The 25547-nt window shown below is 70.0% G+C and carries 23 protein-coding genes; 20 read left to right on the forward strand and 3 right to left on the reverse strand.

The window, feature by feature from the left end; all coding sequences use genetic code 11:
* Positions 1-17: 17 nt before the first annotated feature.
* The 4 genes from ACIP2X_RS31295 to ACIP2X_RS31310 all read left to right on the forward strand — a co-directional run bounded on the left by ACIP2X_RS31295 (position 18) and on the right by ACIP2X_RS31310 (position 3388).
* Positions 18-749 carry a prepilin peptidase gene (locus ACIP2X_RS31295; protein ID WP_401679463.1) on the forward strand — a complete coding sequence of 244 codons (732 nt, stop codon included), beginning with the start codon at positions 18-20 and terminating at the stop codon, positions 747-749.
* A gap of 71 nt (positions 750-820) precedes the next feature.
* Positions 821-2020 carry a cyclic dehypoxanthinyl futalosine synthase gene (gene mqnC / locus ACIP2X_RS31300; protein ID WP_401679466.1) on the forward strand — a complete coding sequence of 400 codons (1200 nt, stop codon included), beginning with the start codon at positions 821-823 and terminating at the stop codon, positions 2018-2020.
* Between the two features lies 1 nt (position 2021).
* The gene (locus ACIP2X_RS31305) at positions 2022-2624 is read left to right on the forward strand and encodes a hypothetical protein (protein ID WP_401679468.1); all 603 of its coding nucleotides are present in this window, start codon (positions 2022-2024) and stop codon (positions 2622-2624) included.
* A gap of 71 nt (positions 2625-2695) precedes the next feature.
* Complete coding sequence (locus ACIP2X_RS31310; RefSeq protein WP_385382830.1) at positions 2696-3388, forward strand: demethylmenaquinone methyltransferase; 693 nt, start codon at positions 2696-2698, stop codon at positions 3386-3388.
* Positions 3389-3428: 40 nt separating this feature from the next.
* Here the strand turns inward: ACIP2X_RS31310 and ACIP2X_RS31315 are convergent, their stop codons facing one another.
* Both ACIP2X_RS31315 and ACIP2X_RS31320 read right to left on the reverse strand, forming a co-directional pair.
* Positions 3429-3767 carry a PASTA domain-containing protein gene (locus tag ACIP2X_RS31315; RefSeq protein WP_401679472.1) on the reverse strand — a complete coding sequence of 113 codons (339 nt, stop codon included), beginning with the start codon at positions 3765-3767 and terminating at the stop codon, positions 3429-3431.
* Positions 3768-3875: 108 nt separating this feature from the next.
* Positions 3876-4382, reverse strand: a complete 507-nt coding sequence (locus tag ACIP2X_RS31320) for a GNAT family N-acetyltransferase (protein WP_401679475.1) — start codon at positions 4380-4382, stop codon at positions 3876-3878.
* A gap of 97 nt (positions 4383-4479) precedes the next feature.
* On the opposite strand from ACIP2X_RS31320, the gene ACIP2X_RS31325 reads away from it, so the two are divergent.
* Together ACIP2X_RS31325 and ACIP2X_RS31330 are read left to right on the forward strand one after the other, a co-directional pair.
* Positions 4480-5772: a geranylgeranyl reductase family protein gene (locus ACIP2X_RS31325; RefSeq protein ID WP_401679478.1), complete on the forward strand. Its 1293-nt coding sequence runs from the start codon at positions 4480-4482 to the stop codon at positions 5770-5772.
* Positions 5773-5926: 154 nt separating this feature from the next.
* The gene (locus tag ACIP2X_RS31330; RefSeq protein WP_401679481.1) at positions 5927-7753 is read left to right on the forward strand and encodes an FAD-dependent oxidoreductase; all 1827 of its coding nucleotides are present in this window, start codon (positions 5927-5929) and stop codon (positions 7751-7753) included.
* A 105-nt stretch (positions 7754-7858) separates the two neighbouring features.
* Here the strand turns inward: ACIP2X_RS31330 and ACIP2X_RS31335 are convergent, their stop codons facing one another.
* Positions 7859-8704 carry a C40 family peptidase gene (locus ACIP2X_RS31335; RefSeq protein WP_401679484.1) on the reverse strand — a complete coding sequence of 282 codons (846 nt, stop codon included), beginning with the start codon at positions 8702-8704 and terminating at the stop codon, positions 7859-7861.
* A gap of 714 nt (positions 8705-9418) precedes the next feature.
* On the opposite strand from ACIP2X_RS31335, the gene ACIP2X_RS31340 reads away from it, so the two are divergent.
* Genes ACIP2X_RS31340 through nuoN form a run of 14 tightly spaced genes read left to right on the forward strand, consistent with a single transcriptional unit; the run spans position 9419 to position 25472 of the window.
* Complete coding sequence (locus ACIP2X_RS31340) at positions 9419-9778, forward strand: NADH-quinone oxidoreductase subunit A (RefSeq protein WP_007383963.1); 360 nt, start codon at positions 9419-9421, stop codon at positions 9776-9778.
* A gap of 13 nt (positions 9779-9791) precedes the next feature.
* Positions 9792-10346: an NADH-quinone oxidoreductase subunit B family protein gene (locus ACIP2X_RS31345; RefSeq protein WP_030174336.1), complete on the forward strand. Its 555-nt coding sequence runs from the start codon at positions 9792-9794 to the stop codon at positions 10344-10346.
* On the forward strand, positions 10343-11092 hold the full coding sequence (locus ACIP2X_RS31350) for an NADH-quinone oxidoreductase subunit C (RefSeq protein ID WP_401679487.1): 750 nt from the start codon (positions 10343-10345) through the stop codon (positions 11090-11092). Before ACIP2X_RS31345 ends, ACIP2X_RS31350 begins: the two co-directional genes overlap by 4 nt.
* Positions 11089-12411, forward strand: a complete 1323-nt coding sequence (locus ACIP2X_RS31355; RefSeq protein ID WP_401679490.1) for an NADH-quinone oxidoreductase subunit D — start codon at positions 11089-11091, stop codon at positions 12409-12411. Before ACIP2X_RS31350 ends, ACIP2X_RS31355 begins: the two co-directional genes overlap by 4 nt.
* A complete protein-coding gene (gene nuoE, locus ACIP2X_RS31360) occupies positions 12408-13280 on the forward strand; it encodes an NADH-quinone oxidoreductase subunit NuoE (RefSeq protein WP_401679493.1) in 873 nt (290 codons plus the stop codon). The genes ACIP2X_RS31355 and nuoE overlap by 4 nt, the downstream gene beginning before the upstream one ends.
* Positions 13280-14629 carry an NADH-quinone oxidoreductase subunit NuoF gene (nuoF, locus tag ACIP2X_RS31365; protein WP_401679496.1) on the forward strand — a complete coding sequence of 450 codons (1350 nt, stop codon included), beginning with the start codon at positions 13280-13282 and terminating at the stop codon, positions 14627-14629. Before nuoE ends, nuoF begins: the two co-directional genes overlap by 1 nt.
* A complete protein-coding gene (locus ACIP2X_RS31370; RefSeq protein ID WP_401679499.1) occupies positions 14626-17130 on the forward strand; it encodes an NADH-quinone oxidoreductase subunit G in 2505 nt (834 codons plus the stop codon). The genes nuoF and ACIP2X_RS31370 overlap by 4 nt, the downstream gene beginning before the upstream one ends.
* Positions 17127-18503, forward strand: a complete 1377-nt coding sequence (gene nuoH / locus ACIP2X_RS31375; RefSeq protein WP_401679502.1) for an NADH-quinone oxidoreductase subunit NuoH — start codon at positions 17127-17129, stop codon at positions 18501-18503. Before ACIP2X_RS31370 ends, nuoH begins: the two co-directional genes overlap by 4 nt.
* A complete protein-coding gene (nuoI, locus tag ACIP2X_RS31380; RefSeq protein ID WP_401679504.1) occupies positions 18496-19137 on the forward strand; it encodes an NADH-quinone oxidoreductase subunit NuoI in 642 nt (213 codons plus the stop codon). Before nuoH ends, nuoI begins: the two co-directional genes overlap by 8 nt.
* On the forward strand, positions 19134-19976 hold the full coding sequence (locus ACIP2X_RS31385; RefSeq protein ID WP_401679507.1) for an NADH-quinone oxidoreductase subunit J: 843 nt from the start codon (positions 19134-19136) through the stop codon (positions 19974-19976). Before nuoI ends, ACIP2X_RS31385 begins: the two co-directional genes overlap by 4 nt.
* On the forward strand, positions 19973-20272 hold the full coding sequence (gene nuoK / locus ACIP2X_RS31390; protein WP_100598032.1) for an NADH-quinone oxidoreductase subunit NuoK: 300 nt from the start codon (positions 19973-19975) through the stop codon (positions 20270-20272). Before ACIP2X_RS31385 ends, nuoK begins: the two co-directional genes overlap by 4 nt.
* Before the next feature lie 12 nt (positions 20273-20284).
* Positions 20285-22249, forward strand: a complete 1965-nt coding sequence (gene nuoL / locus ACIP2X_RS31395) for an NADH-quinone oxidoreductase subunit L (protein ID WP_401679512.1) — start codon at positions 20285-20287, stop codon at positions 22247-22249.
* Between the two features lie 5 nt (positions 22250-22254).
* Positions 22255-23826 carry an NADH-quinone oxidoreductase subunit M gene (locus tag ACIP2X_RS31400; protein WP_401679514.1) on the forward strand — a complete coding sequence of 524 codons (1572 nt, stop codon included), beginning with the start codon at positions 22255-22257 and terminating at the stop codon, positions 23824-23826.
* Positions 23823-25472: an NADH-quinone oxidoreductase subunit NuoN gene (gene nuoN / locus ACIP2X_RS31405; protein WP_401679516.1), complete on the forward strand. Its 1650-nt coding sequence runs from the start codon at positions 23823-23825 to the stop codon at positions 25470-25472. Before ACIP2X_RS31400 ends, nuoN begins: the two co-directional genes overlap by 4 nt.
* Positions 25473-25547: the final 75 nt, after the last annotated feature.

A 25547-nucleotide genomic window follows, 5' to 3' on the forward strand; every position in this document is an offset into this window, starting at 1 on the left:
GAGTGGGGTGAACAGGCTTGGGTGAAGTGCTGGTGATCGCCGCCGCCCTGGTCTGGGGTGTGGTCGCGGGCGCGCTGCTGCCGCGGGCCGCGTACCGCTTCTCCGTGCCGCCCGGCGAGGCGTGGCGGGACCGGTGTCCGGACGGGCACCCGGTCCGCGGGTGGGCCGGGCGGGCGCGGTGCGCTCTGTGCGCGGCCGACGTCTCGTCCTACGGCCCCCGCTCGGTGTGGCCGGTCACCTTCACCGCCCTGCTGTGCGCCGCCCTCGCCACCGTCACCGGCCCCCGGCCCGAACTCGGCGTCTGGCTGCTGGTCACGCCCGTCGGTGTGCTGCTCGCGGTCGTCGACCTGCGGGTCCACCGGCTGCCCGACCCGCTCACGCTGCCCCTCGCGGTCGGCACCCCGGCTCTGCTGGGAGTCGCCTCGTTGGTGCCCGGACACGCCGGGGACCCGGGCACCGCCCTGCTGGGGGCCCTCGCCCTCGGCGGCTTCTACCTCCTGCTCTTCCTGATCAACCCCGCCGGCATGGGCTTCGGCGACGTGAAGCTGGCGCTCGGGGCGGGGGCGGCGCTCGGCTGGTACGGGTGGGGGGCGGTGCTGCTCGGGACCTTCGCCGCCTTCGTGTGCGGGGCGGTGTACGGGGGCACCCTGGTCGTCCTGCGGAAGGCGGGGCGGAAGACCGCGATCCCCTTCGGGCCGTTCCTGCTCGCGGGGGCCGGTGCCGGGGTGCTGCTGGGAGCGGCGGGCTGAGGGCCGGGTGGGAAAACGGCTGGCGTAGGCTGGTTCGGTCCGTCCACGACCCTTGACGAAAGGGACATCCGGTGACCGAGAAGGCCGACCTCCAGTCCGTCCTCGACCGTGCCGCCGAGGGTGGGCGGATCACCCCGGAGGAGGCGCTCGACCTCTACCGCGACGCCCCCCTGCACGCGCTGGGTGCCGCCGCCGACGCCGTGCGCCGCCGTCGGTACGCGGGCACCGAGCACATCGCGACGTACATCATCGAGCGGAACATCAACTACACGAACGTGTGTGTCACGGCGTGCAAGTTCTGCGCCTTCTACGCCCCGCCGAAGGACAAGGCGAAGGGCTGGACCCGCGACCTCGACGACATCCTGCGCCGGTGCGCGGAGACGGTCGAACTCGGCGGCACGCAGGTGATGTTCCAGGGCGGTCACCACCCCGACTACGGCGTCGAGTACTACGAGAAGCACTTCGCGGCGATCAAGAAGGAGTACCCGCAGCTCGTCATCCACAGCCTGGGGGCGAGCGAGGTCGAGCACATGGCGCGGATCTCCAAGGTGACCGTCGAGGAGGCCATCCAGCGGATCCACGCCGCCGGGCTGGACTCCTTCGCCGGTGCCGGCGCCGAGTTGCTGCCGGAGCGGCCGCGCAAGGCCATCGCCCCGCTCAAGGAGAGCGGTGAGCGCTGGCTGGAGATCATGGAGACGGCGCACGGGCTGGGCGTCGAGTCCACGTCCACCATGCTGATGGGGACCGGCGAGACCAACGCCGAGCGGATCGAGCACATCCGGATGATCCGTGACGTACAGGACCGCACGGGCGGCTTCCGCGCCTTCATCCCGTACCTGTACCAGCCGCAGAACAACCACTTGAAGGGCCGCACCCAGGCCACCATCTTCGAGTACCTGCGGATGATCGCGATCTCCCGCCTCTTCCTCGACAACGTCGCCCACATCCAGGGTTCCTGGCTCACCACCGGCAAGGACGCCGGGCAGATGACGCTGCACTACGGGGCGGACGACCTCGGCTCGGTGATGCTGGAGGAGAACGTCGTCTCGGCGGCCGGTGCCAAGCACCGCTCCAACCTGCTGGAGATGATCGAGATGATCCGCACCGCGGACCGTGTGCCCGCGCAGCGGAACACCACCTACGAGCACCTCGTCGTGCACGACGACCCGGCGAACGACCCGGTCGACCAGCGCGTCATGTCCCACATCTCGTCCACCGCGATCGAGGGCGGCACGGCTCACCCCGAGCTGAAGCTGCTCGCCTCCAACTGACTTGCTGACCATCCACGCGGACTCCAGGGGACGCGCCCTCGCCGTGCGCGGCGAGTGGGTGCTCGCCGCCGGTGCCCTGGAGGAGCTGACCCGCGCGCATCCGCTCGCCCGCGTGCGGCGCTGGCCCGGCATCCTCACCTCGGGCCTGGTCAACATGCACGGACCCGAACTCCTGGAGCAGGCCTACCACCCGGACCCGCGCGAGGCCGGCGAGTTCGGCACCGAGCCCGTGACCGGGGACGCCCTGGCCGCGCTCGGCATGGACGAGGCGCGCTGGGGTGCGAGCGCGCGGCGCGGGGTGCAGCGGATGCTGGCGCGCGGGACCGTCGTGGTGGCCGGGACGTTCACCAACCGGGCCGTCGTCGCGGCCGTCCGGCGCTCCGGGATCGGCGTGACCGGGCGGCTCGGGGTGCCGGACGGCGTGCCCTCGCTCGACCCCTTCGGCTCCGGCCTGCGCGTGGACTCCCCGCCCCCGCGCGAGAGCGGTTCCGCCGCGCGCTTCGCCGTGTTCGACGTGCGGGACGAGGCGGAGCTGGCCGAGCGCGGTGGCGGCAGCTGTGTGGCGACCGTGGTGGCGGGACGGATCGTGTTCCGGCGGAAGTAGGGCGGCGCCGCCTGCTCGCCCGGGAGACGCCGCGCCCCTGTCGTCGAGGGGGTGCTGCAAGAATGGCCCCCGTGACCCGCGCTTCCCTGAACAAGCAGCCGCACGAAGTCGCCTCGATGTTCGACGACGTGGCGGAACGGTACGACCTGACGAACGACGTGCTGTCGCTCGGCCAGGACCGGGTGTGGCGCCGGGAGGTCGCGAAGGCGGTCGACGCGCGCCCCGCGCAGAAGGTGCTGGACCTGGCCGCCGGTACGGCCACGTCCTCGTTGCCCTTCACGCGCGCCGGTGCCTACGTCGTGCCCTGCGACTTCTCGCTCGGCATGCTCCAGGTCGGCAAGCAGCGCCACCCCTGGCTGCCGCTGACGGCAGGCGACGCGACGCGGCTGCCCTTCAAGGACGACGTGTTCGACGCCGTCACCATCTCCTTCGGGCTGCGCAACGTGCAGGACACGGATGCGGCGCTGCGCGAGATGTACCGGGTGACCCGGCCGGGGGGACGCGTGGTGATCTGCGAGTTCTCGCACCCGACCTGGCAGCCCTTCCGCACCGTCTACACCGAGTACCTGATGCGGGCGCTGCCGCCGGTGGCCCGGGCCGTGTCCTCCAACCCGGACGCGTACGTCTATCTCGCCGAGTCCATCCGCGCCTGGCCCGACCAGCCGGCGCTGGCCGAGCGGCTGGGCAAGGCGGGGTGGTCGAAGGTGGCGTGGCGGAACCTGACGGGCGGCGTGGTCGCCCTGCACCGGGGCTTCAAGGCCTGACGCAGGGGTGCGTGCCTGAGCCGGCGGCGCCTGCCCAGGCTCACCTGATCGCTTCGAACGTGTCCCCGGGCTGCCCCAGCTCGCGTTCCATCCCGCCGCGCGGTGGCCGCGGCAGCCGGGGTTCGCGGACGCCCGCGCCTCCGCCGCCCTCGCCCTCGCCGAGGTCGAACCAGACGCTGACCACCGCGCCGCGCGGCACCTCGACGCCGGGCGGCGGGTACTGCCGTACGACGTAGTCCACGACGGTGAGATGGAAGTCGGGCCGGTCGGGCGTGGCCAGCAGCACCCCCTGTGCCTTGGCCGCCTCGCGGGCGTCCATGGCCATCAGGCCGACGAACCTCGGCACGCGTACTTCGGGTGTCTTGGGTGTTATGCGCACAGATGTCACCCCCAGAGGTACTGGAAGGGTAACCGCCCAGGGGTGCCGTCCGGAAGCGCCAAGTGGCTTTCCGTAGCCGACTATTACTCTCCGTGACCGAACGAGGTGTCACAGCTCCAGTCGGAAGCAGTGCCCCAACTTGTCGGTCTCGGGGCTGCTGAAGGTCTCGGCGAGGCGCATACCGAGTCGCTCGGTGACCGCGATCGACCGGGTGTTGCCCGCGCTGACCATGGCGACCACGCTGCCGACGCCCACCGCGCGCACCCGGTCCAGGGTCATCCGCGCGGCCGCCGTCACATACCCCTTGCCCCAGTGCTCCCGGCCGAGCCGCCAGCCGATCTCGATCTCGCCCTTCGGGCCCCACTGCCGCGGCCACGGCTGGGCGCCCGTGAAGCCGATCACCCGGTCGTCGGCGTCGAGCACGGTCCACAGGCAGAAGCCCCGTTCGGCGTCGTGTCTGCGCTGGCGGGCGGTGAGCTCCTCGTAGACGGACAGCTCGGCGGACCTGCCGCCGTGGAACTCCATGACGTCCGGGTCGTCGAAGACCCGGTGCCAGGCCACGGCGTCCTCGTCGGTGGGGACACGCAGCCGTACCACGGGCAGAGCTCGGTTCACTGGGTATCCCTTCGGCGGGTTGATCAATTCTGCTGAATAGACTGCCCATGTCCAGTGCCGGTCGGCACACAGATTTCGAACTTGGGGAGATCCCGCCGTGGCCGAGTCTCTGACGGACAACACCGCCGATGTGATCGTCGTGGGCGCGGGCCCGGCCGGCTCGGCGACGGCGTACCACCTCGCCAAGGCCGGGCTGGACGTACTGCTCCTGGAGAAGACCGAGTTCCCGCGCGAGAAGGTGTGCGGCGACGGGCTCACCCCGCGCGCCGTCAAGCAGCTCGTCGCGATGGGCGTCGACATCTCGGAGGAGGCCGGCTGGCTGCGCAACAAGGGTCTCCGGATCATCGGCGGAGGCGTGCGGCTGCAGCTGGACTGGCCGGATCTCGCTTCCTTCCCCGACTACGGACTGGTCCGCAAGCGCGACGACTTCGACGAGCAGCTCGCCCGCCAGGCGCAGAAGGCGGGCGCCCGCCTCTACGAGCGGTGCAACGTCGGCGCGCCGATCGTGGACGAGCGCACCGGCCGCATCACCGGTGTGCACGCGAAGCTCGGCGACACCGGGGAGAAGCGCGAGGTCACTTTCCACGCGCCGCTGGTCGTCGCCGCCGACGGCAACTCGACCCGCCTCTCCCTCGCGATGGGCCTGCACCGCCGCGAGGACCGCCCGATGGGCGTCGCGGTCCGCACGTACTTCACCTCCCCGCGCCACGACGACGACTACCTGGAGTCCTGGCTGGAGCTGTGGGACCGCAGGGGTCCCGGCGAGGACCGGCTGCTGCCCGGCTACGGCTGGGTCTTCGGCATGGGCGACGGCACCTCCAACGTCGGCCTCGGCGTGCTCAACACCTCCGACTCCTTCAAGGAGCTGGACTGGCGCGAGGTCCTCAAGGCCTGGTGCGCCTCGATGCCCGAGGACTGGGGCTACACCCCGGAGAACATGACCGGCCCGATCCGCGGCGCCGCCCTGCCGATGGCCTTCAACCGGCAGCCGCACTACACCCGCGGCCTGCTGCTCGTCGGCGACGCGGGCGGCCTGGTGAACCCCTTCAACGGCGAGGGCATCGCCTACGCGATGGAATCCGGCCAGATCGCCGCCGACGTCATCGTCCAGGCCCACGCCCGCTCGACCCCCGCGGGGCGCGAACTCGCCCTCCAGCGCTACCCCCGCGTCCTCAAGGACACCTACGGCGGCTACTACACGCTGGGCCGCGCCTTCGTGAAGCTCATCGGCAACCCGAGGGTGATGAAGATCGCCGCCCAGCGCGGACTGACGCACCCCGTCCTGATGAAGTTCACGCTGAAGATGCTGGCCAACCTGACCGACCCGACGGGCGGCGACGCGATGGACCGCATCATCAACGGGCTGAGCAAGGTGGCCCCGAAGGCCTGATCAGGCCGTCGGCCAGGGGCGGGCCGGTCCGTGACGGGACCGGCCCGGGCGGCGCGGGACGGTGCGAGCGGCGCGGGACGGTGCGTGCGGATGCCGCGGTCGGCCGGGAATCGGGCTTACGGCCCTCGCGGTGGATCCCTACCCTCCCGTTGCCATGACAACAGAACACGCGCAACAGCCGACACGGCGGACGCCGACCGGACGGACCCGCAGACGCTTCCTCGCCGGGACCGGTGCCGGGGGAGCCGCCCTGGCGCTGGGTGCCGCCGCCGGCCGCGCGAGCGCCGCCCCCGCGGGCCGGACCGTCGCCGTGCTCGGCGGTGGCGTGTCCGGCCTCAGCGCCGCGCACGAACTCGCCGAACGCGGCTACGCGGTGACCGTCTACGAGTACTACGACGCCCTGGGCGGCAAGGCCCGCTCGATGGACGTCCCGGGCACCGCAGCGGACGGACGACGGCCGCTTCCCGGAGAGCACGGGTTCCGGTTCTTCCCCGGTTTCTACCGGAATCTGCCCGACACCATGCGCCGCATCCCCTTCGCCGGAAACCCCGACGGCGTACGCGGCAACCTGCGCAACGGCACCGAGGCCCTGTTCGCCCGCGCCTCGGGCCGCCCCGATCTGCACTTCCCGCTGCGCCGCGTCACCACCCCGCCCGCCCCCGGCACCCTCACCCTGTCCTGGATCCGCGACCAGCTGATGTCCGTCCTGAACCTCGGCACCCGCCTCCCCGCCCACGAGGCCGCCTACTTCGTCAACCGTCTGCTCGTCCACCTCACCAGCTGCGACGCCCGCCGCGAGGACCAGTGGGAGCGGACGTCCTGGTGGGACTTCATCCGGGCGCAGGAGATGAGCCCCGAGTACCAGGCGCTCCTCGGCATCGGCCAGACCCGCAATCTGGTCGCCACCCGCGCCGAGGTCGCCTCCACCCGCACCGTCGGCCGCGTCATCATCGAGGCCCTGCTGCTCTGGGGGCTCCTCGGCCGCGGCATGGACGGACCCGACGCGGACATCGACCGTGTGCTCAACGCCCCCACCAGCGAGGCGTGGATCGACCCCTGGGAGACCCACCTGCGCTCCCTCGGCGTCCACTTCGTCCTCGGTGCCCAGGTACGGGAGGTCCTGTACGCGGGCGGCCGGGTGCGGGGCGTGCGGGTCTCGGACCGCGACGGCGGCGAGGAGCGCACCGTCACGGCCGACCACTACGTCAGCGCGCTGCCCGTCGAGCACGCCCGGCTGACGTGGGGCCCGGCCCTGCGCGCGGCCGACCCGCAGCTGGCGCGCTGCGACGCGCTGGAGACGGACTGGATGACCGGGGTGATGTTCTACCTGCGCACGCCCACACCGGTCGTCCACGGCCACGTCAACTGCCTCGACTCACCCTGGTCGGTGACGGCCGTCGGCCAGGCGCAGTTCTGGGACGTACGGGACTTCTCCCGTGATTACGGCGACGGACGGGCGCGCGACTGCCTGTCCGCGATCATCTCCGAGTGGGACAAACCCGGCATCCTCTACGGCAAGACGGCCCGCGAGTGCACGAAGGAGGAAGTCGTCGCCGAGCTCTGGGCCCAGCTGAAGGACGGCGTGAACGACGCGGGCAAGACCACGCTCCGGGACGAGGACCGGCTCGGCTGGTTCATGGATCCGGCGGTGACCGGCCTCGGCGGCCCCGCGCCGCGCAACCGCGAACAGCTCCTCGTCCACCCCACGGGCACGCTCCACAACCGCCCCACGGCCCGTACGGCGGTCCCGAACTTCTTCCTGGCCGGCGACTACGTCCGCACCGACGTCGACCTCGCCAGCATGGAAGGCGCCAACGAGTCGGCCCGACGCGCGGTCAACGCCCTGCTCGAAGCGGACAATTCGCCCCAAGAGCGCTGCCTCGTACGGGAGCTGTACCGGCCGCCCGAGCTGGAACCCCTCAAGCGTGTCGACGCGCTGCGCCACCGGCTCGGCCTGCCCAACACCTTCGACCTCGGCTGACGCCGGCCCGCGCGGATGCGGAGGGGGGCCGCCGCCCCCGAGCGGCTGCGGCCCCTTCCGTACCTCGATGCGCCTTTTGTGTGGTGGTGTTACGGCGCTTTCGCGTCAGAGGACGCGCACCGCACCCGACGCCGGGTAGCCGGACAGGTCCTGGATGACGACGCCCTTCGAGGGGTTCGCCGCGTCCAGGTACTGGCCGTTCCCGATGTAGACCCCCACGTGGTACGCGGAGCCCTTGCCGCCCCAGTACAGGATGTCGCCGACCTGCAGGTTGGACGTGCCGACCTCGGTGCCGACCATCGACTGGTCCTGCGACACGCGCGGAAGGTCCACACCGACCTGCTTGAACGCCGCCTGCACCAGGCTGGAGCAGTCCCAGGCGTTGGGACCGCTGGCGCCCATCACGTAGGCGTCGCCGACCTGGGCCTGCAGGAAGGCGATGACGGTCGCGACGCTGCCGCCGGACGGCACGCTCACGGCGTCGGACGCGCCGGAGGCCTCGGAGGTCGTCGAGAGGGTCGCCCGCTCGGCGTCGCGCGCGGCACGCTCCGCGGCGGCCTGACGCGCCTCCTCGGCGGCCTTCTTGCGGGCCTCCGCCTTCTTCTTGGCCACGGCCAGGTCGGCCTTGGCCTCCTTGGCGGCCTGGGCGGCGGCCGCGTCACGCTCGGCCTGCAGCTCGTAGTTCGCGGCGGCCAGTTGCGTGGCGTCCGCGGACTGGGCGACCTGTGCCGACAGGTCGGCCGTGAGGGTGGGCAGCTCGATCGTCTGCGTCACCGGCTCGGCGGCGTTCGCCGAGGCCGACGCGCCGGCGACTGCCACGGTGCTGAGGATGCCACCGGCAACTCCGGCGCGCATCGCCATCTTCGAGGCGCTGCGCTGGCGGGGCTTCCGGTGGCTACGTATGTGAGCGGTGTGGGACATGGGAATAACCGGTATCAGGGGCTCCTCCATACCTTCAAGAAACGTGTGGTCCGCCACAGTTGTTCAATCGGCGGCCCGAATCTCCGGTGCGCCGCCCTTTATTGACGCCGTAACGGACATTGCGGACCTGGGCCATCAAGCCTGTGATCATGGGCTTTCTTCGTTACGTCCGAATTGCCCGCGACCTACCACTGGTTGGGACGGTTGGCCAACCCCGCTTCTCAGGCGCCTCTCATGAATGTGGCGGAGGTCACGGAACGGTTACCGGAGTCCGTGCGTCCGGTGCACGGAATCGGACGCCGCCGAGTTCGTGAACGCGTGCACGCGTCCACATCCCGTTCCGGGGTCCCCCCGATGTGTGAACGCGGTCCACTATCAGGCCGTGCCGCCCAGCTCCAATTTGCATGCAGCGGAAGTCTCTTGATATGGAGACGCCTCTCTGAGCTGCGCTGACTAGCGGAAATGTCACCACTGGTGATCACTTGAACGCTTCAAGTGCGAAGATCGCCGATCATCCGACTTCATGATCCTTCATCAGGTGGTGGAGATCACAAAGCTTGTGCAATACCCCGTGTCGCAGATCACAGAGCGGCAGGCATAAGATGCGAGGCAGTTGGGCTTGTGACCTGCTTCACATGTTCTCGATCTTCGCCGGGACGAGCGGGGCTCGTGGGACACGAGGGGCGGATGTGAGCCCATGCACCACCGCCAGCAGTCAGTGCCGACTGAGAGGAGCGAGGAGCGGTGAACGCTTATGCGCCCATCCTCGTACTGGGAGCCCTCGGGGCAGGCTTTGCGATCTTCTCCGTGGTCATGGCCACGCTGATCGGTCCGAAGCGGTACAACCGCGCCAAGCTCGAAGCCTACGAGTGCGGCATCGAGCCGACCCCCACGCCGGCCGGCGGCGGGCGCTTCCCCATCAAGTACTACCTGACGGCGATGCTCTTCATCGTCTTCGACATCGAGATCGTCTTCCTCTACCCGTGGGCCGTCACCTTCGACGCCCTGGGTGTGTTCGGGCTCGTGGAGATGCTGCTCTTCGTGCTCACCGTCTTCGTCGCCTACGCGTACGTGTGGCGGCGCGGCGGCCTGGAATGGGACTGAGGGGCCTTTAGCCATGGGACTCGAAGAAAAGCTGCCGAGCGGATTCCTGCTGACCACCGTCGAGCAGGCCGCGGGCTGGGTACGCAAGGCGTCCGTCTTCCCCGCCACGTTCGGCCTCGCCTGCTGTGCCATCGAGATGATGACCACCGGCGCGGGACGCTACGACCTTGCCCGCTTCGGCATGGAGGTCTTCCGCGGGTCTCCCCGCCAGGCGGACCTGATGATCGTGGCCGGCCGGGTCAGCCAGAAGATGGCGCCCGTGCTGCGGCAGGTCTACGACCAGATGCCGAACCCCAAGTGGGTGATCTCCATGGGGGTGTGCGCCTCCTCCGGCGGCATGTTCAACAACTACGCCATCGTCCAGGGCGTCGACCACGTCGTCCCGGTCGACATCTATCTCCCCGGCTGCCCGCCACGGCCGGAGATGCTGATGGACGCCATCCTCAAACTCCACCAGAAGATCCAGAGCTCCAAGCTCGGCGTGAACGCCGAGGAGGCGGCCCGGGAGGCGGAGGAGGCGGCGCTCAAGGCCCTGCCCACGATCGAGATGAAGGGGCTGCTGCGATGAGTGACGCCGACAGCGGGGCGCCGGACGGCGTCAACCCGGAGAAGGACCTCTCCGCCTCCAACCTTCCCGGCCAGCGCGGCGAGGGCGGCGAGGAGATCCGCGTCCAGCGCGGCATGTTCGGCGCCGACAACGGCGGCGACACCTCCGGCTACGGCGGCCTGGTCCGCTCGGTCCGGCTGCCGGGACCGGCCACCCGCCCCTACGGCGGCTGGTTCGACGAGGTCGCCGACGAGCTGGAGGGCGCTCTGGAGGAGCAGGGACTGCTCCCCGAGAACGCCATCGAGAAGACGGTCGTCGACCGGGGCGAGGTCACCTTCCACATCGAGCGCGAGCATCTCGTCCGCGTCGCCCGCACCCTGCGCGACGACCCGGCCCTGCGCTTCGAGCTGTGCACCGGGGTCAGCGGCGTCCACTACCCGAGCGACAAGGGCCGCGAGCTGCACGCCGTGTACCACCTGCGCTCGATCACCCACAACAGGCTGATCCGCCTGGAGGTCAGCGCCCCGGACAGCGACCCGCGCATCCCGTCGCTGGTCGCCGTCTATCCGACCAACGACTGGCACGAGCGCGAGACCTACGACTTCTTCGGGATCGTCTTCGAAGGTCATCCGGCCCTGACGCGGATCATGATGCCGGACGACTGGCAGGGCCACCCGCAGCGCAAGGACTACCCCCTCGGCGGCATCCCCGTCGAGTACAAGGGCGCCCAGATCCCGGCTCCGGACCAGCGGAGGTCGTACTCATGAGCACGCAGCACGCAACTCCGCGGGAGACCACCGAAGGCGCCGTCTACACGGTCACCGGTGGCGACTGGGACGAGGTCGTCCAGTCCGCGGCCCGTGCCGACGACGAGCGCATCGTCGTCAACATGGGGCCCCAGCACCCCTCCACCCACGGCGTGCTCCGCCTGATCCTGGAGATCGAGGGCGAGACGGTCACCGAGGCCCGGTGCGGCATCGGCTACCTGCACACCGGCATCGAGAAGAACCTGGAATTCCGTACGTGGACGCAGGGCACCACCTTCGTCACGCGCATGGATTACCTGACGTCCTTCTTCAACGAGACCGGCTACTGCCTCGCCGTCGAGAAGCTCCTCGGCATCGAGGACGAGATCCCCGACCGGGCCACGCTCATCCGGGTGCTCCTCATGGAGCTGAACCGGCTCTCCTCGCACCTGGTGTGCATCGCCACCGGCGGCATGGAGCTCGGCGCCACCACGATCATGATCTACGGATTCCGTGATCGTGAAATGATTCTCGACATCTACGAGCTCATCACGGGCCTTCGGATGAACCACGCGTACATCCGCCCCGGCGGACTCGCCCAGGACCTGCCGCCCGGCGCGGTGGACCAGATCCGCGAGTTCGTGAAGAAGATGAAGAAGAACCTCCCGGAGTACGACAAGCTCGCCACCGGGAACCCCATCTTCAAGGCCCGTATGCAGGACGTCGGCCATCTGGACCTGGCCGGCTGCATGGCCCTCGGTGCCACCGGCCCGATCCTGCGCTCCACCGGCCTGCCGCACGACCTGCGCAAGTCCCAGCCCTACTGCGGATACGAGACCTTCGACTTCGAGGTCCCGACCGCCGACACCTGCGACTCCTACGGCCGCTTCCTGATCCGCCTGGAGGAGATGCGCCAGTCGCTCAGGATCGTCGAGCAGTGCCTGGACCGGCTGCAGCCCGGGCCGGTCATGGTCGGCGACAAGAAGATCGCCTGGCCCGCCCAGCTGGCGCTCGGCCCGGACGGACTGGGCAACTCGCTGGACCACATCAAGAAGATCATGGGCACCTCCATGGAGGCCCTGATCCACCACTTCAAGCTCGTGACCGAGGGCTTCCGCGTCCCGCCGGGGCAGGCGTACACGGCGGTCGAGTCGCCCAAGGGCGAGCTGGGGGTGCACGCCGTGTCCGACGGCGGCACCCGTCCCTTCCGGGTCCACTTCCGTGACCCGTCCTTCACCAATCTGCAGGCCATGGCGGCGATGTGCGAGGGCGGCCAGGTGGCCGACGTCATCGTCGCCGTCGCGTCCATCGACCCCGTGATGGGAGGCGTCGACCGGTGACCACCTCTTCTTCGGAGCGGGGCGTCAGCCTGGGCATGCCGGAACTGCCCGCGCCCGACTACCCGGACGACGTCCGAACCCGGCTGGAGGCGGACGCGCGCGAGGTCATCGCCCGCTACCCCGACTCCCGGTCCGCCCTGCTGCCGCTGCTGCACCTCGTGCAGGCGGAGGAGGGCCATGTCACGCGCACGGGCATGCAGTTCTGCGCGGACGTACTCGGCCTGACCACGGCCGAGGTCACCGCGGTCGCCACCTTCTACACCATGTACCGGCGCCGGCCGAGCGGTGACTACCAGGTGGGGGTGTGCACCAACACCCTCTGCGCGGTGATGGGCGGTGACGCGATCTTCGAGGCGCTCCAGGAGCACCTCGGCGTCGGTAACGGGGGGACCACCGACGACGGCAAGGTCACCCTGGAGCACATCGAGTGCAACGCGGCCTGCGACTTCGCCCCGGTCGTGATGGTCAACTGGGAGTTCTTCGACAACCAGACGGTGCAGAGCGCGAAGCGCCTGGTGGACGACCTGCGCACGGGCGCCCGGGTCGAGCCGACCCGCGGGGCGCCGCTGTGCACGTTCAAGGAGACCGCCCGGATCCTCGCGGGCTTCCCCGACGAGCGGGAAGGGGCCGTCGAGGCCACGGGCGGCGCGGGACCCGCGTCACTGGTGGGCCTCCGCCTGGCCAGGGGAGAGGCCGCACCCGCGCGCGTGGTCCATCCGCGCGAGGGCGGCCCGCACGAGGAGCCGCAGGACGGTGCCGTGCACGAGCCGTCGCCGACCGAGCACCTCAGCTCGCACGACGCACCGCAGAAGACATCGGCGTCCGACCCCTCCCACCCGGCAGGGCCTACCGCCGAGGAGGGGGAGTGATGACGTTGGCACCCGAGCTGAAGGACACCAGCCCCGAGAAGCTGCTCGCGCCCGTGCTGTCGTCCTTCTGGGACGAGGACGGGTCCTGGACGCTGGACGTCTACCGACGGCACGACGGGTACGAGGGACTGCGCAAGGCCCTCGCGATGACGCCCGACGACCTCATCGCGTACGTCAAGGACTCCGGGCTGCGCGGCCGTGGCGGGGCGGGATTCCCGACGGGGATGAAGTGGCAGTTCATTCCCCAGGGAGACGGAAAGCCGCACTATCTTGTTGTCAACGCCGACGAGTCGGAGCCCGGGACGTGCAAGGACATCCCGCTCCTCTTCGCGAACCCGCACAGCCTCATCGAGGGCATGATCATCGCGTGCTACGCCATCAGGTCGTCGCATGCCTTCATCTATCTGCGGGGTGAAGTCGTCCCCGTCCTGCGGCGGTTGCACTCGGCCGTGGCCGAGGCGTACGCGGCGGGCTACCTGGGCGAGAACATCCTCGGCAGCGGGCTCGACCTCGACATCACGGTGCACGCCGGCGCGGGCGCGTACATCTGCGGTGAGGAAACGGCGCTGCTGGACTCGCTGGAAGGCCGCCGGGGTCAACCGCGGCTCCGTCCCCCCTTCCCTGCCGTCGCGGGCCTCTACGCGTGCCCGACTGTGGTGAACAACGTCGAATCGATCGCCTCGGTTCCCGCCATCCTGAAGAACGGCAAGGAATGGTTCAGGTCGATGGGGAGCGAGAAGTCGCCCGGCTTCACGCTCTACTCGCTCAGCGGTCATGTCGCGAGCCCCGGCCAGTACGAGGCGCCGCTCGGCATCACCCTGCGCCAGCTGCTCGACATGAGCGGCGGGATGCGGCCCGGCCACCGGCTGAAGTTCTGGACGCCGGGCGGCTCCTCGACACCGCTGCTCACCGACGAGCACCTCGACGTCCCGCTGGACTACGAGGGAGTGGGCGCCGCGGGTTCCATGCTCGGCACCAAGGCCCTGCAGTGCTTCGACGAGACGACCTGCGTCGTGCGCGCCGTGACCCGCTGGACCGAGTTCTACGCCCACGAGTCCTGCGGCAAGTGCACACCGTGTCGTGAAGGCACCTACTGGCTGGTGCAGTTGCTGAGGGACATCGAGGCCGGCAAGGGCGCGATGAGCGACCTCGACAAGCTGGCCGACATCGCCGACAACATCAACGGCAAGTCCTTCTGCGCCCTCGGCGACGGTGCCGCCTCGCCGATCTTCTCCTCGCTCCAGTACTTCCGTGACGAGTACGAGGAGCACATCACGGGCCGTGGCTGCCCGTTCGACCCGGCCAGGTCGACGGCCTGGGCCGACCACCGTACGGAGGTGAACGCATGACTGTGACCACGAGCGCTCCCTCCGGCGGGGGAGAGGCGGCGGTGCCGCCGGAGGACCTCGTCACGCTGACGATCGACGGCGCCGAGATCAGCGTGCCCAAGGGCACCCTGGTCATCCGGGCCGCGGAGCAGCTCGGCATCGAGATCCCGCGGTTCTGCGACCATCCCCTACTCGACCCGGTCGGTGCCTGCCGTCAGTGCATCGTCGACGTCGAGGGGCAGCGCAAGCCGATGGCGTCCTGCACCATCACCTGCACCGACGGGATGGTGGTCAAGACCCAGCTGACCTCGCCGGTCGCCGAGAAGGCGCAGCACGGCGTGATGGAGCTGCTGCTCATCAACCACCCGCTGGACTGCCCGGTCTGCGACAAGGGCGGCGAGTGCCCGCTGCAGAACCAGGCGATGTCCCACGGCAACGCCGAGTCCAGGTTCGAGGGCCGCAAGCGCACCTTCGCCAAGCCGGTCCCGATCTCCACGCAGGTCCTGCTGGACCGCGAGCGGTGCGTGCTGTGCGCGCGCTGCACCCGGTTCTCCAACCAGGTCGCGGGCGACCCGATGATCGAGCTGCTGGAGCGGGGCGCGCTGCAGCAGGTGGGCACCGGCGAGGGCGACCCCTTCGAGTCGTACTTCTCGGGCAACACGATCCAGATCTGCCCGGTCGGCGCGCTCACCTCGGCGGCCTACCGGTTCCGCTCCCGCCCGTTCGACCTCGTCTCCTCGCCGAGCGTCTGCGAGCACTGCTCCGGCGGCTGCGCCACCCGCACCGACCACCGGCGCGGCAAGGTCATGCGGCGCCTCGCGGCGAACGACCCCGAGGTCAACGAGGAGTGGATGTGCGACAAGGGGCGCTTCGCGTTCCGGTACGCACAGGTGAAGGACCGCCTGGAGACGCCGCTGCTGCGCAACGCCGAGGGTGAGCTGGAGCCCGCCTCCTGGCCGGAGGCGCTGCAGATCGCGGCACAGGGGCTGCTCGCCTCGCGGGGCCGCACCGGTGTGCTGACCGGCGGCCGGCTCACCGTCGAGGACGCCTACGCGTACAGCAAGTTCGCGCGGGTGGCGCTCGACACCAACGACATCGACTTCCGCGCGCGCGTGCACAGCCCCGAGGAGTCCGACTTCCTCGCCGCGCGGGTCGCCGGCCGTGGCCGGGACCTCGACGGCACCGGCGTCACGTACACGCTCCTGGAGAAGGCGCCCGCCGTCCTGCTGGCCGGCTTCGAGTCGGAGGAGGAGGCGCCCGGCGTCTTCCTGCGGCTGCGCAAGGCCTGGCGCAAGCACGGGCAGAAGGTGTTCTCGCTGGCCACGCACAGCACGCGCGGCCTGGAGAAGGCGGGCGGCACGCTGCTGCCCGCAGCCCCCGGCACCGAGACCGAATGGCTGGACGCGCTCGCGAGCGGCGTCGGCCTGGAGGACGGTGGCGCGGTGGCCGCGGAGGCGCTGCGCGCCGACGGCGCGGTGATCGTCGTCGGCGAACGGCTGGCCGGTGTGGCCGGTGGGCTCACCGCCGCCGTACGGGCCGCGGCCGCCACCGGCGCCCGGCTGGTGTGGATCCCCCGGCGGGCCGGGGAGCGCGGTGCGATCGAGGCGGGTGCGCTGCCCTCGCTGCTGCCGGGCGGCCGCCCGGCGACCGACCCGCGCGCACGCGACGAGGTCGCCTCCGCCTGGGGCGTCGCCGAACTCCCGCTCCGCTACGGCCGGGACACCGGCCAGATGATCGAGGCCGCCGCGAGCGGTGAGCTCCAGGCGCTGCTGGTGGCCGGGGTCGAGGTCGCCGACCTGCCCGACCCGGCACGCGCGCGGGAGGCGCTCGGCGAGGTCGGTTTCCTGGTCTCGCTCGAAATGCGGCCCAGCGAGGTCACGGAGCTCGCCGACGTGGTCCTGCCGGTCGCCGCGGTGGCCGAGAAGGCGGGTGCGTTCCTCAACTGGGAGGGCCGGGTCCGCTTCTTCGAGGCCGCGCTGAAGCCCGACCAGATGAGCCGCCGCCTGGCCCCCGCCGACGCCCGGGTGCTGCAGATGCTCGCCGACGCCATGGACGTGCACCTCGGTCTGCCGGATCTGCGGACCGCGCGCGCGGAGCTGGACCGGCTCGGCGCCTGGTCCGGGGAGCGGGCCACCGAGCCCCTGCAGAGCGCGGGCGTCCTGCCGCGGCCGGCCGCCGGTGAGGCCGTGCTGGCCGGGCACCGGCTGCTGCTCGACCAGGGCCGCCTCCAGGACGGCGACGAGGCGCTGGCCGGGACACGGCACGCCGCACGCGCGCGCGTGTCGCCCGCCACGGCGGCCGAGGCGGGGGTCGAGGAGGGCGAGGTGCTCGCCGTGACCGGACCCGCCGGCACGGTCCAGCTGCCGCTTCGGATCACCGAGATGCCCGACCGCGTGGTCTGGCTGCCGCTGAACTCCGCGGGCGGGGGCGTGGCCTCCGACACCGGGGCGCTGCCCGGCTCCCTCGTCCGCATCGGCCCGGCGACGCCCGCCGGTGAGGCCCCCAAGGAGGTGGAGGCATGAGCCCGTACTTCGTCGCCGCTGAAGACCTCTCCATGTTCGGCACCGACCCGTGGTGGCTGGTCGCGATCAAGGCGGTGTTCTGCTTCGCCTTCCTGATGGTGACCGTGCTGTTCTCCATCGTGTGGGAGCGCAAGGTCGTCGCCTGGATGCAGCTGCGCATCGGGCCCAACCGGCACGGCCCCTGGGGCATGCTCCAGTCGCTCGCCGACGGCATCAAGCTGATGCTCAAGGAAGACCTGATCGTCAAGCGTGCCGACAAGGTGGTGTACGTCCTCGCGCCGATCGTCGCGGCCATCCCGGCCTTCATGGCGATCGCGGTGATCCCGTTCGGCCCGTCCGGCAACGAGATCTCGATCTTCGGTCACCGCACCACGATGCAGCTGACCGACCTGCCGATCGCGATGCTGTACATCCTCGCGGTCGCCTCGGTCGGCATCTACGGCATCGTGCTGGCGGGCTGGAGCTCCGGCTCCACCTATCCGCTGCTCGGCGGTCTGCGCTCCTGCGCGCAGATGATCTCGTACGAGATCGCCATGGGTGCCGCGTTCGCGTCGGTGTTCCTCTACTCGGGCTCGATGTCGACGTCGGCGATCGTCGAGGCGCAGGCGGACCGCTGGTTCGTGGTGCTGCTGCCGGTCTCCTTCGTGATCTACATCGTCACGATGATCGGCGAGACCAACCGCGCCCCGTTCGACATGCCGGAGTCCGAGGGCGACCTGGTCGGCGGGTTCAACACCGAGTACTCGTCGATCAAGTTCGCGATGTTCATGCTCGCCGAGTACGTCAACATGGTGACCGTCTCGGCCGTGTCCGTGACGCTCTTCCTGGGCGGCTGGCGGGCCCCGTGGCCGATCAGCACCTTCTGGGAGGGCGCCAACCACGGCTGGTGGCCAATGCTCTGGTTCGTGGTCAAGGTGCAGCTGCTGCTGTTCTTCTTCATCTGGCTGCGCGGCACGCTCCCGCGCGTGCGCTACGACCAGCTGATGAAGCTCGGCTGGAAGGTCCTCATCCCGGTCTCCGTGGTCTGGCTGATGCTGGTCGCGACCGTGCGGACGCTGCGCAACGAGAACTACGCCTTCGCCGACATCGCCCTCTGGGTGGGTGGCGGTGTCCTCGCCCTGCTGCTGCTCTCGTTCGTCGTGGACTTCTTCCGCGACCGCTCGGGGCCGGCCCAGCCGGCGGCCGAGCAGCCCTCGTTCGACCCGATGGCCGGTGGGTTCCCGGTGCCGCCGCTGCCCGGACAGGAGCTGCCACCGGTGCCGAGGCGCCGCTCGCGACGGGAGCGGGAGCTGATTGTCAGTGGTGGGCCCGATACTCAGAGTGACGGATCTCTGGGTGGATCTACGGATGGAAAGGAGGCGTCCGATGGCTGAGGAGCCGAAGGAGACCAAGCCCGGTTTCCAGAACCCCGTGGCCGGCTTCGGCGTGACCTTCAAGGCCATGTTCAAGAAGCGGCTGACCGAGCAGTACCCGGAGCAGCAGAAGACCACGGCCCCACGGTTCCACGGACGGCACCAGCTCAACCGCCATCCGGACGGCCTGGAGAAGTGCGTCGGCTGCGAGCTGTGCGCCTGGGCCTGCCCCGCCGACGCCATCTACGTGGAGGGCGCCGACAACACCGACGAGGAGCGCTACTCGCCGGGCGAGCGGTACGGGCGGGTGTACCAGATCAACTACGCCCGCTGCATCCTGTGCGGCCTGTGCATCGAGGCCTGCCCCACGCGCGCGTTGACGATGACCAACGACTTCGAGCTCGCCGACTCCAGCCGCGCCAACCTCATCTACACCAAGGAGCAGCTGCTGGCCGGCCTGGAGGAGGGCATGGTCGACTCGCCGCACGCCATCTACCCCGGGATGGACGAACAGGACTACTACCGGGGCCTGGTGACGGAGGCCGCGCCCGGCACGGTGCCTCAGGTCGCCCTCTCCAAGGGCGAGACGCCCCAGGAGGCGGCCTCGACCTCCGGTGACGACGAACCCGCCTCGGAGAAGGTGGTCGGACGATGACCGCGCAACTCGCCGCCTACACCACCTCCACCGGCGAGGCCGTCCAGTTCTGGATCCTCGGCACGGTCGCGGTGATCGGCGCCCTGTGCACCGTCTTCATGAAGAAGGCCGTGCACAGCGCGCTCTGCCTGGCCGGCACCATGATCATCCTGGCGGTGTTCTACCTCGCCAACGGCGCCTACTTCCTGGGCATCGTGCAGATCGTCGTCTACACCGGCGCGATCATGATGCTGTTCCTGTTCGTGGTGATGCTGGTCGGTGTCACCGCGGCGGACTCCCTGAAGGAGACCATCAGGGGCCAGCGCTGGCTGGCCCTCCTGTGCGGCCTCGGTTTCGGCGTCCTGCTCGTCGGCGGCATCGGCAACGCGTCCCTGACGGAGTTCAACGGCATCGGCCAGGCGAACGCCGGGGGCAACGTGGAGGGCCTCGCCGCCCTCATCTTCACCAAGTACGTCTTCGCGTTCGAGCTCACCGGCGCCCTGTTGATCACGGCCGCCGTCGGCGCCATGGTCCTCACCCACCGCGAGCGCACCGAGCGCGCGAAGACCCAGCGGGAGCTGGCGCAGGAGCGGGTCCGCGAGGGCAAGCACGTGCCGCCGCTGCCGGCGCCCGGCGTGTACGCGCGGCACAACGCCGTGGACATCGCGGGCCTGCTGCCCGACGGCACTCCGTCCGACCTCACGGTCAGCAAGACGCTGCGCGAGCGCGGACAGATCCGGGACGTGTCCACGGAGGCGCTCAACGACCTGCGGGCTCTCGAACAGCGCGCGCAGGAGCGGCTGGAGCGGGACGAGATCGATCCGCCGACGTTCAAGCGGACCGAGGAGGCGTCGAAGTGAACCCCGTCAACTACCTCTATCTCGCCGCTCTGCTGTTCACGATCGGCGCGACCGGCGTGCTGATCCGGCGGAACGCGATCGTGCTGTTCATGTGCGTCGAGCTGATGCTCAACGCCTGCAACCTCGCGTTCGTTGCCTTCTCCCGGATGCACGGCAATCTCGACGGCCAGATCATCGCGTTCTTCACGATGGTCGTCGCCGCCGCGGAGGTCGTGGTCGGTCTCGCGATCATCGTGTCGCTGTTCCGCTCCCGCCACTCGGCCTCGGTCGACGACGCCAGCCTGATGAAGCTCTAAGGGGTCGCTGAAGTGGAGAACCTGATTGCGCTGCTGATCGCGGCGCCCCTGCTCGGAGCGGCCGTCCTGCTGTGCGGCGGCCGACGGCTCGACGCCGTCGGCCACTGGATCGGCACGGTCCTCGCGTTCGTCTCCTTCGCCCTCGGCGCGGTCCTCTTCGCCGATCTGCTGGGCAAGGGCGCGGAAGAACGGACGCTGACACAGCACCTGTTCAGCTGGATCCCCGTCGAAGGCTTCCAGGCCGACGTCGCCTTCCAGCTCGACCAGCTGTCGATGACGTTCGTCCTGCTGATCACGGGCGTCGGCTCGCTGATCCACCTGTACTCGATCGGGTACATGGAGCACGACGAGCGGCGCCGCCGCTTCTTCGGCTACCTGAACCTGTTCCTCGCGGCGATGCTGCTCCTGGTCCTCGCCGACAACTACCTCCTGCTGTACGTCGGCTGGGAAGGCGTCGGACTCGCCTCCTACCTGCTGATCGGTTTCTGGCAGCACAAGCCCAGCGCCGCCACCGCCGCCAAGAAGGCCTTCCTGGTCAACCGCGTCGGTGACATGGGTCTGTCGATCGCGATCATGCTGATGTTCACGACCTTCGGCACGTTCGCGTTCGGGCCGGTGCTCGGCGGTCACGACGAGCCGGGCCTCGTCGGCGACACCTCCGAGGGCATGCTCACCGCGATCGGCCTGATGCTGCTGCTCGCCGCCTGCGGCAAGTCCGCCCAGGTGCCGCTGCAGTCCTGGCTCGGGGACGCGATGGAGGGCCCGACCCCGGTCTCGGCCCTGATCCACGCCGCGACCATGGTGACGGCGGGCGTGTACCTGATCGTCCGCTCCGGAGCGCTCTTCAACGCCGCGCCCGACGCCCAGCTGGTCGTCACGATCGTCGGAGCGGTCACGCTCCTGTTCGGTGCGATCGTCGGTTGCGCCAAGGACGACATCAAGAAGGCGCTGGCCGGCTCCACCATGTCGCAGATCGGCTACATGGTCCTCGCCGCCGGCCTCGGCCCCATCGGCTACGCCTTCGCGATCATGCACCTGGTGACGCACGGCTTCTTCAAGGCAGGGCTGTTCCTCGGCGCCGGTTCGGTCATGCACGGCATGAACGACGAGGTCGACATGCGCAAGTACGGCGGGCTGCGCAAGTACATGCCGATCACCTTCGTCACCTTCGGCCTCGGCTACCTCGCGATCATCGGCTTCCCGGGTCTGTCCGGCTTCTTCTCCAAGGACAAGATCATCGAGGCGGCGTTCGCCAAGGGGGGCACCGAGGGCTGGATCCTCGGCGCCTGCGCCCTGCTCGGCGCGGCCATCACGGCGTACTACATGACGCGCGTGATGCTGATGACGTTCTTCGGGGAGGAGCGGTGGCGGCACACGGCGACCGCGTCCCCGGCCGAGCCCGGCGTCGAGCCCGCCGCCGCCACCCACGGCGAGCACGCCGAGCCGCACCCGCACGAGTCGCCCCGGTCCATGACGATCCCGATGATCGTGCTGGCCTTCGGGTCGGTCTTCGCCGGTGGGTTCTTCAGCATCGGCGAGCGCTTCGTGCACTGGCTGGAGCCGGTCACCGGCTACGAGCACGGGCACCCGCCGGTCGGCGCGCTGACGGTCACGCTGTCCACGGTGGCCGTGATGGTGATCGGTGTCGCGGTCGCGTACGCGCAGTACGGCCGCCGTCCGGTCCCGGTCGTCGCCCCGCGCGGCTCGCTGCTCACCCGGGCCGCCCGCCGCGACCTGCTCCAGGACGACTTCAACCATGTCGTCCTGGTCCGTGGCGGCGAGCACCTGACGCGGTCCCTGGTGTACGTCGACCACACCCTGGTCGACGGAGTCGTCAACGGCACGGCGGCCTCGGTCGGCGGCCTGTCCGGGCGGCTGCGCAAGCTGCAGAGCGGCTTCGCGCGGTCGTACGCGGTCTCGATGTTCGGCGGCGCGGCGGTTCTCGTTGCCGCGACCCTGCTGATGAGGGCGGTCTGATACCGATGTCCTTTCCTCTGCTGACAGCGACAGCGGCGCTCCCGGCGCTGGGGGCGATCGCCACGGCCGCCGTCCCGGCGACGCGGCGCACCGCCGCCAAGTGGCTGGCGCTGCTCGTCTCGCTCGCCACGCTCGCCCTCGCCATCACGGTGCTGGTCCGCTTCGACCCGGACGGCGACCGCTACCAGCTCACCGAGTCGCACGCCTGGATCGCCGAGTTCGGCGTCCGCTACGAACTGGGTGTGGACGGCATCGCGGTGGTGCTCATCGCGCTCACCGCGCTGCTGATCCCGTTCATCGTCCTCGCGGGCTGGCACGACGCCGACCCGCTGGAGACGGGCAGCAGGCGGTGGCGGCCCACGCAGGGCTTCTTCGCGCTGATCCTGGCCGTCGAGGCGATGGTGATCCTCTCCTTCGAGGCCACCGACGTCTTCCTCTTCTACATCTTCTTCGAGGCCATGCTCATCCCGATGTACTTCCTCATCGGAGGCTTCGGGGACCGCGCCCACGAGCACGGTGAGCAGGTGGCGTCGACGCAGCGGTCGTACGCCGCGGTGAAGTTCCTGCTCTACAACCTGGTCGGCGGTCTGATCATGCTGGCCGCGGTGATCGGCCTCTACGTGGTCGCGGGGAACTTCTCCCTGACCGAGATCGCCGAGGCCCGGGCCAACGGCTCGCTGCAGATGTCGACCAACACCGAACGCTGGCTGTTCCTCGGCTTCTTCTTCGCGTTCGCGGTGAAGGCGCCGCTGTGGCCGCTGCACACCTGGCTGCCCAACGCCATGCAGGAGTCCACCGCACCGGTCGCCGTGCTGATCACGGCGGTCGTGGACAAGGTGGGGACCTTCGCGATGCTCCGCTTCTGCCTCCAGCTGTTCCCGGAGGCCTCGAAGTGGGCGACGCCCGTCATCCTCGTACTGGCGCTGATCAGCATCGTGTACGGGGCGCTGCTCGCCGTCGGCCAGCGGGACATGAAGCGCCTGATCGCGTACGCGTCGATCTCGCACTTCGGCTTCATCGTCATGGGCATCTTCGCGATGACCAGCCAGGGTCAGTCGGGCGCGACGCTGTACATGGTCAACCACGGCATCTCGACGGCCGCGCTGATGCTGGTGGCCGGCTTCCTGATCTCGCGGCGGGGCTCGCGCCTGATCGAGGACTACGGCGGGGTCCAGAAGGTCGCTCCGGTGCTCGCCGGCACCTTCCTCATCGGCGGCCTGGCGACCCTGTCGCTGCCCGGGCTCGCGCCCTTCGTCAGTGAATTCCTGGTCCTGGTGGGCACGTTCGCGCGCTATCCGGTGATCGGCATCATCGCCACCTTCGGCATCGTCCTCGCCGCGCTCTACACCCTCGTTCTGTACCAGCGGACGATGACGGGCCCGGTGAAGCCGGCGGTGTCCGCGATGCCGGACCTCAGGGTGCGTGAGCTCGTGGTGGTCGCCCCGCTGGTGGCGTTGCTGATCTTCCTGGGCGTCTACCCGAAGCCCCTCACGGACATCGTCAACCCGGCGGTGAAGCAGACCATGTCCGACGTACAGAAGCAGGACCCCCGGCCCGAGGTGGAGGCGGCCAAGTGAGCGCAACAGCCGTCCACAGCCTGTGGACAACCGCGGCGGATCCGATCGCCAAGATCGACGCGCCGAAGATCGAGTACGCCCAGCTGTCGCCCATGCTGATCGTGATCGGCGCGGCGATCATCGGGGTGCTGGTCGAGGCGTTCGTCCCGCGCAAGTCCCGTTACTACGCGCAGATGTTCGTGTCCGCCGTGGGTCTGGCCGCCGGTTTCGCGGCGGTCGTCGCCCTCGCGGCGGACGGGTACGGCACCACGAAGGCGCAGATCGCGGCGATGGGCGCGGTCGCGGTCGACGGACCGGCGCTGTTCCTGCAGGGCACGATCCTGCTGTCCGCGCTGGTCGCCCTGTTCACCTTCGCCGAGCGGCGGCTCGACCCCGCCACGCACGGCAACCGGGTCGACTCCTTCGCCGCCCAGGCGGCGTCGGTGCCCGGCAGCGACAGCGAGAAGGCCGCGGTCAAGGCGGGCTTCACCACCACCGAGGTCTTCCCGCTGCTCCTCTTCGCGGTCTCCGGGATGCTGCTCTTCCCGGCGGCCAACGACCTGCTGACGCTGTTCGTGGCGCTGGAGGTCTTCTCGCTGCCGCTGTACCTGATGTGCGCCCTGGCCCGCCGCAAGCGGCTGATGTCGCAGGAGGCGGCGGTCAAGTACTTCCTGCTCGGCGCGTTCGCCTCCGCGTTCACGCTGTTCGGGATCGCCATGCTGTACGGCTACTCCGGCTCGATGTCGTACGGCACGATCGCGCAGGTCGTCGACGGCACCCTGACCGACATCACCCCCGCCCTCGCGAGCACCATGGGCAACGACGTGCTGCTGCTGATCGGCACCGCGCTGATCGTGATGGGGCTGCTGTTCAAGGTGGGCGCGGTGCCGTTCCACATGTGGACGCCCGACGTGTACCAAGGCGCGCCTACGCCGGTGACGGGCTTCATGGCGGCGGCGACGAAGGTGGCCGCGTTCGGCGCGCTGCTGCGGATCCTGTACGTCGTGCTGCCCGGCCTGCGCTGGGACTGGCGGCCGGTGATGTGGGGCGTCGCGATCGTCACCATGCTGGGCGGCGCGATCGTCGCGATCACGCAGACCGACATCAAGCGGCTGCTGGCGTACTCGTCGATCGCGCACGCGGGGTTCATCCTCGCGGGTGTCATCGCGACGACGCCCGACGGTGTGTCCTCCGTGCTCTTCTACCTGCTGGCGTACTCGTTCGTGACGATCGGTGCGTTCGCGGTGGTGACGCTGGTGCGGGACGCCGGCGGCGAGGCGACACACCTGTCCAAGTGGGCGGGGCTCGGACGCAGGTCGCCCCTGGTGGCGGCCGTGTTCGCGATCTTCCTGCTGGCCTTCGCCGGTATCCCGCTGACCTCCGGTTTCGCCGGGAAGTTCGCCGTGTTCAAGGCGGCAGCGGAGGGCGGCGCGGGGCCGCTGGTGGTGGTCGGTGTGATCTCGTCCGCGATCGCCGCGTTCTTCTACATCCGGGTGATCGTCCTCATGTTCTTCAGCGACCCGAAGCCGGAGGGTCCGACGGTCGCGGTGCCGTCGCCCCTGACGGTGACGGCGATCGGGATGGGCGTGGCGGTCACGCTGGTGCTGGGTGTGGCGCCGCAGTACTTCCTGGAGCTGGCGGGGAACGCGGGGGTGTTCGTGCGCTGACGCACCCCCGTCCGCAGCGGCCCTCCTCGTCGACCGGGGAGGGCCGTTCCGCTGCCCGGGGGGAGGAAGCCTGTG

The sequence above is a fragment of the Streptomyces sp. NPDC089424 genome (genome assembly GCF_044749345.1).
Taxonomy (GTDB): domain Bacteria; phylum Actinomycetota; class Actinomycetes; order Streptomycetales; family Streptomycetaceae; genus Streptomyces.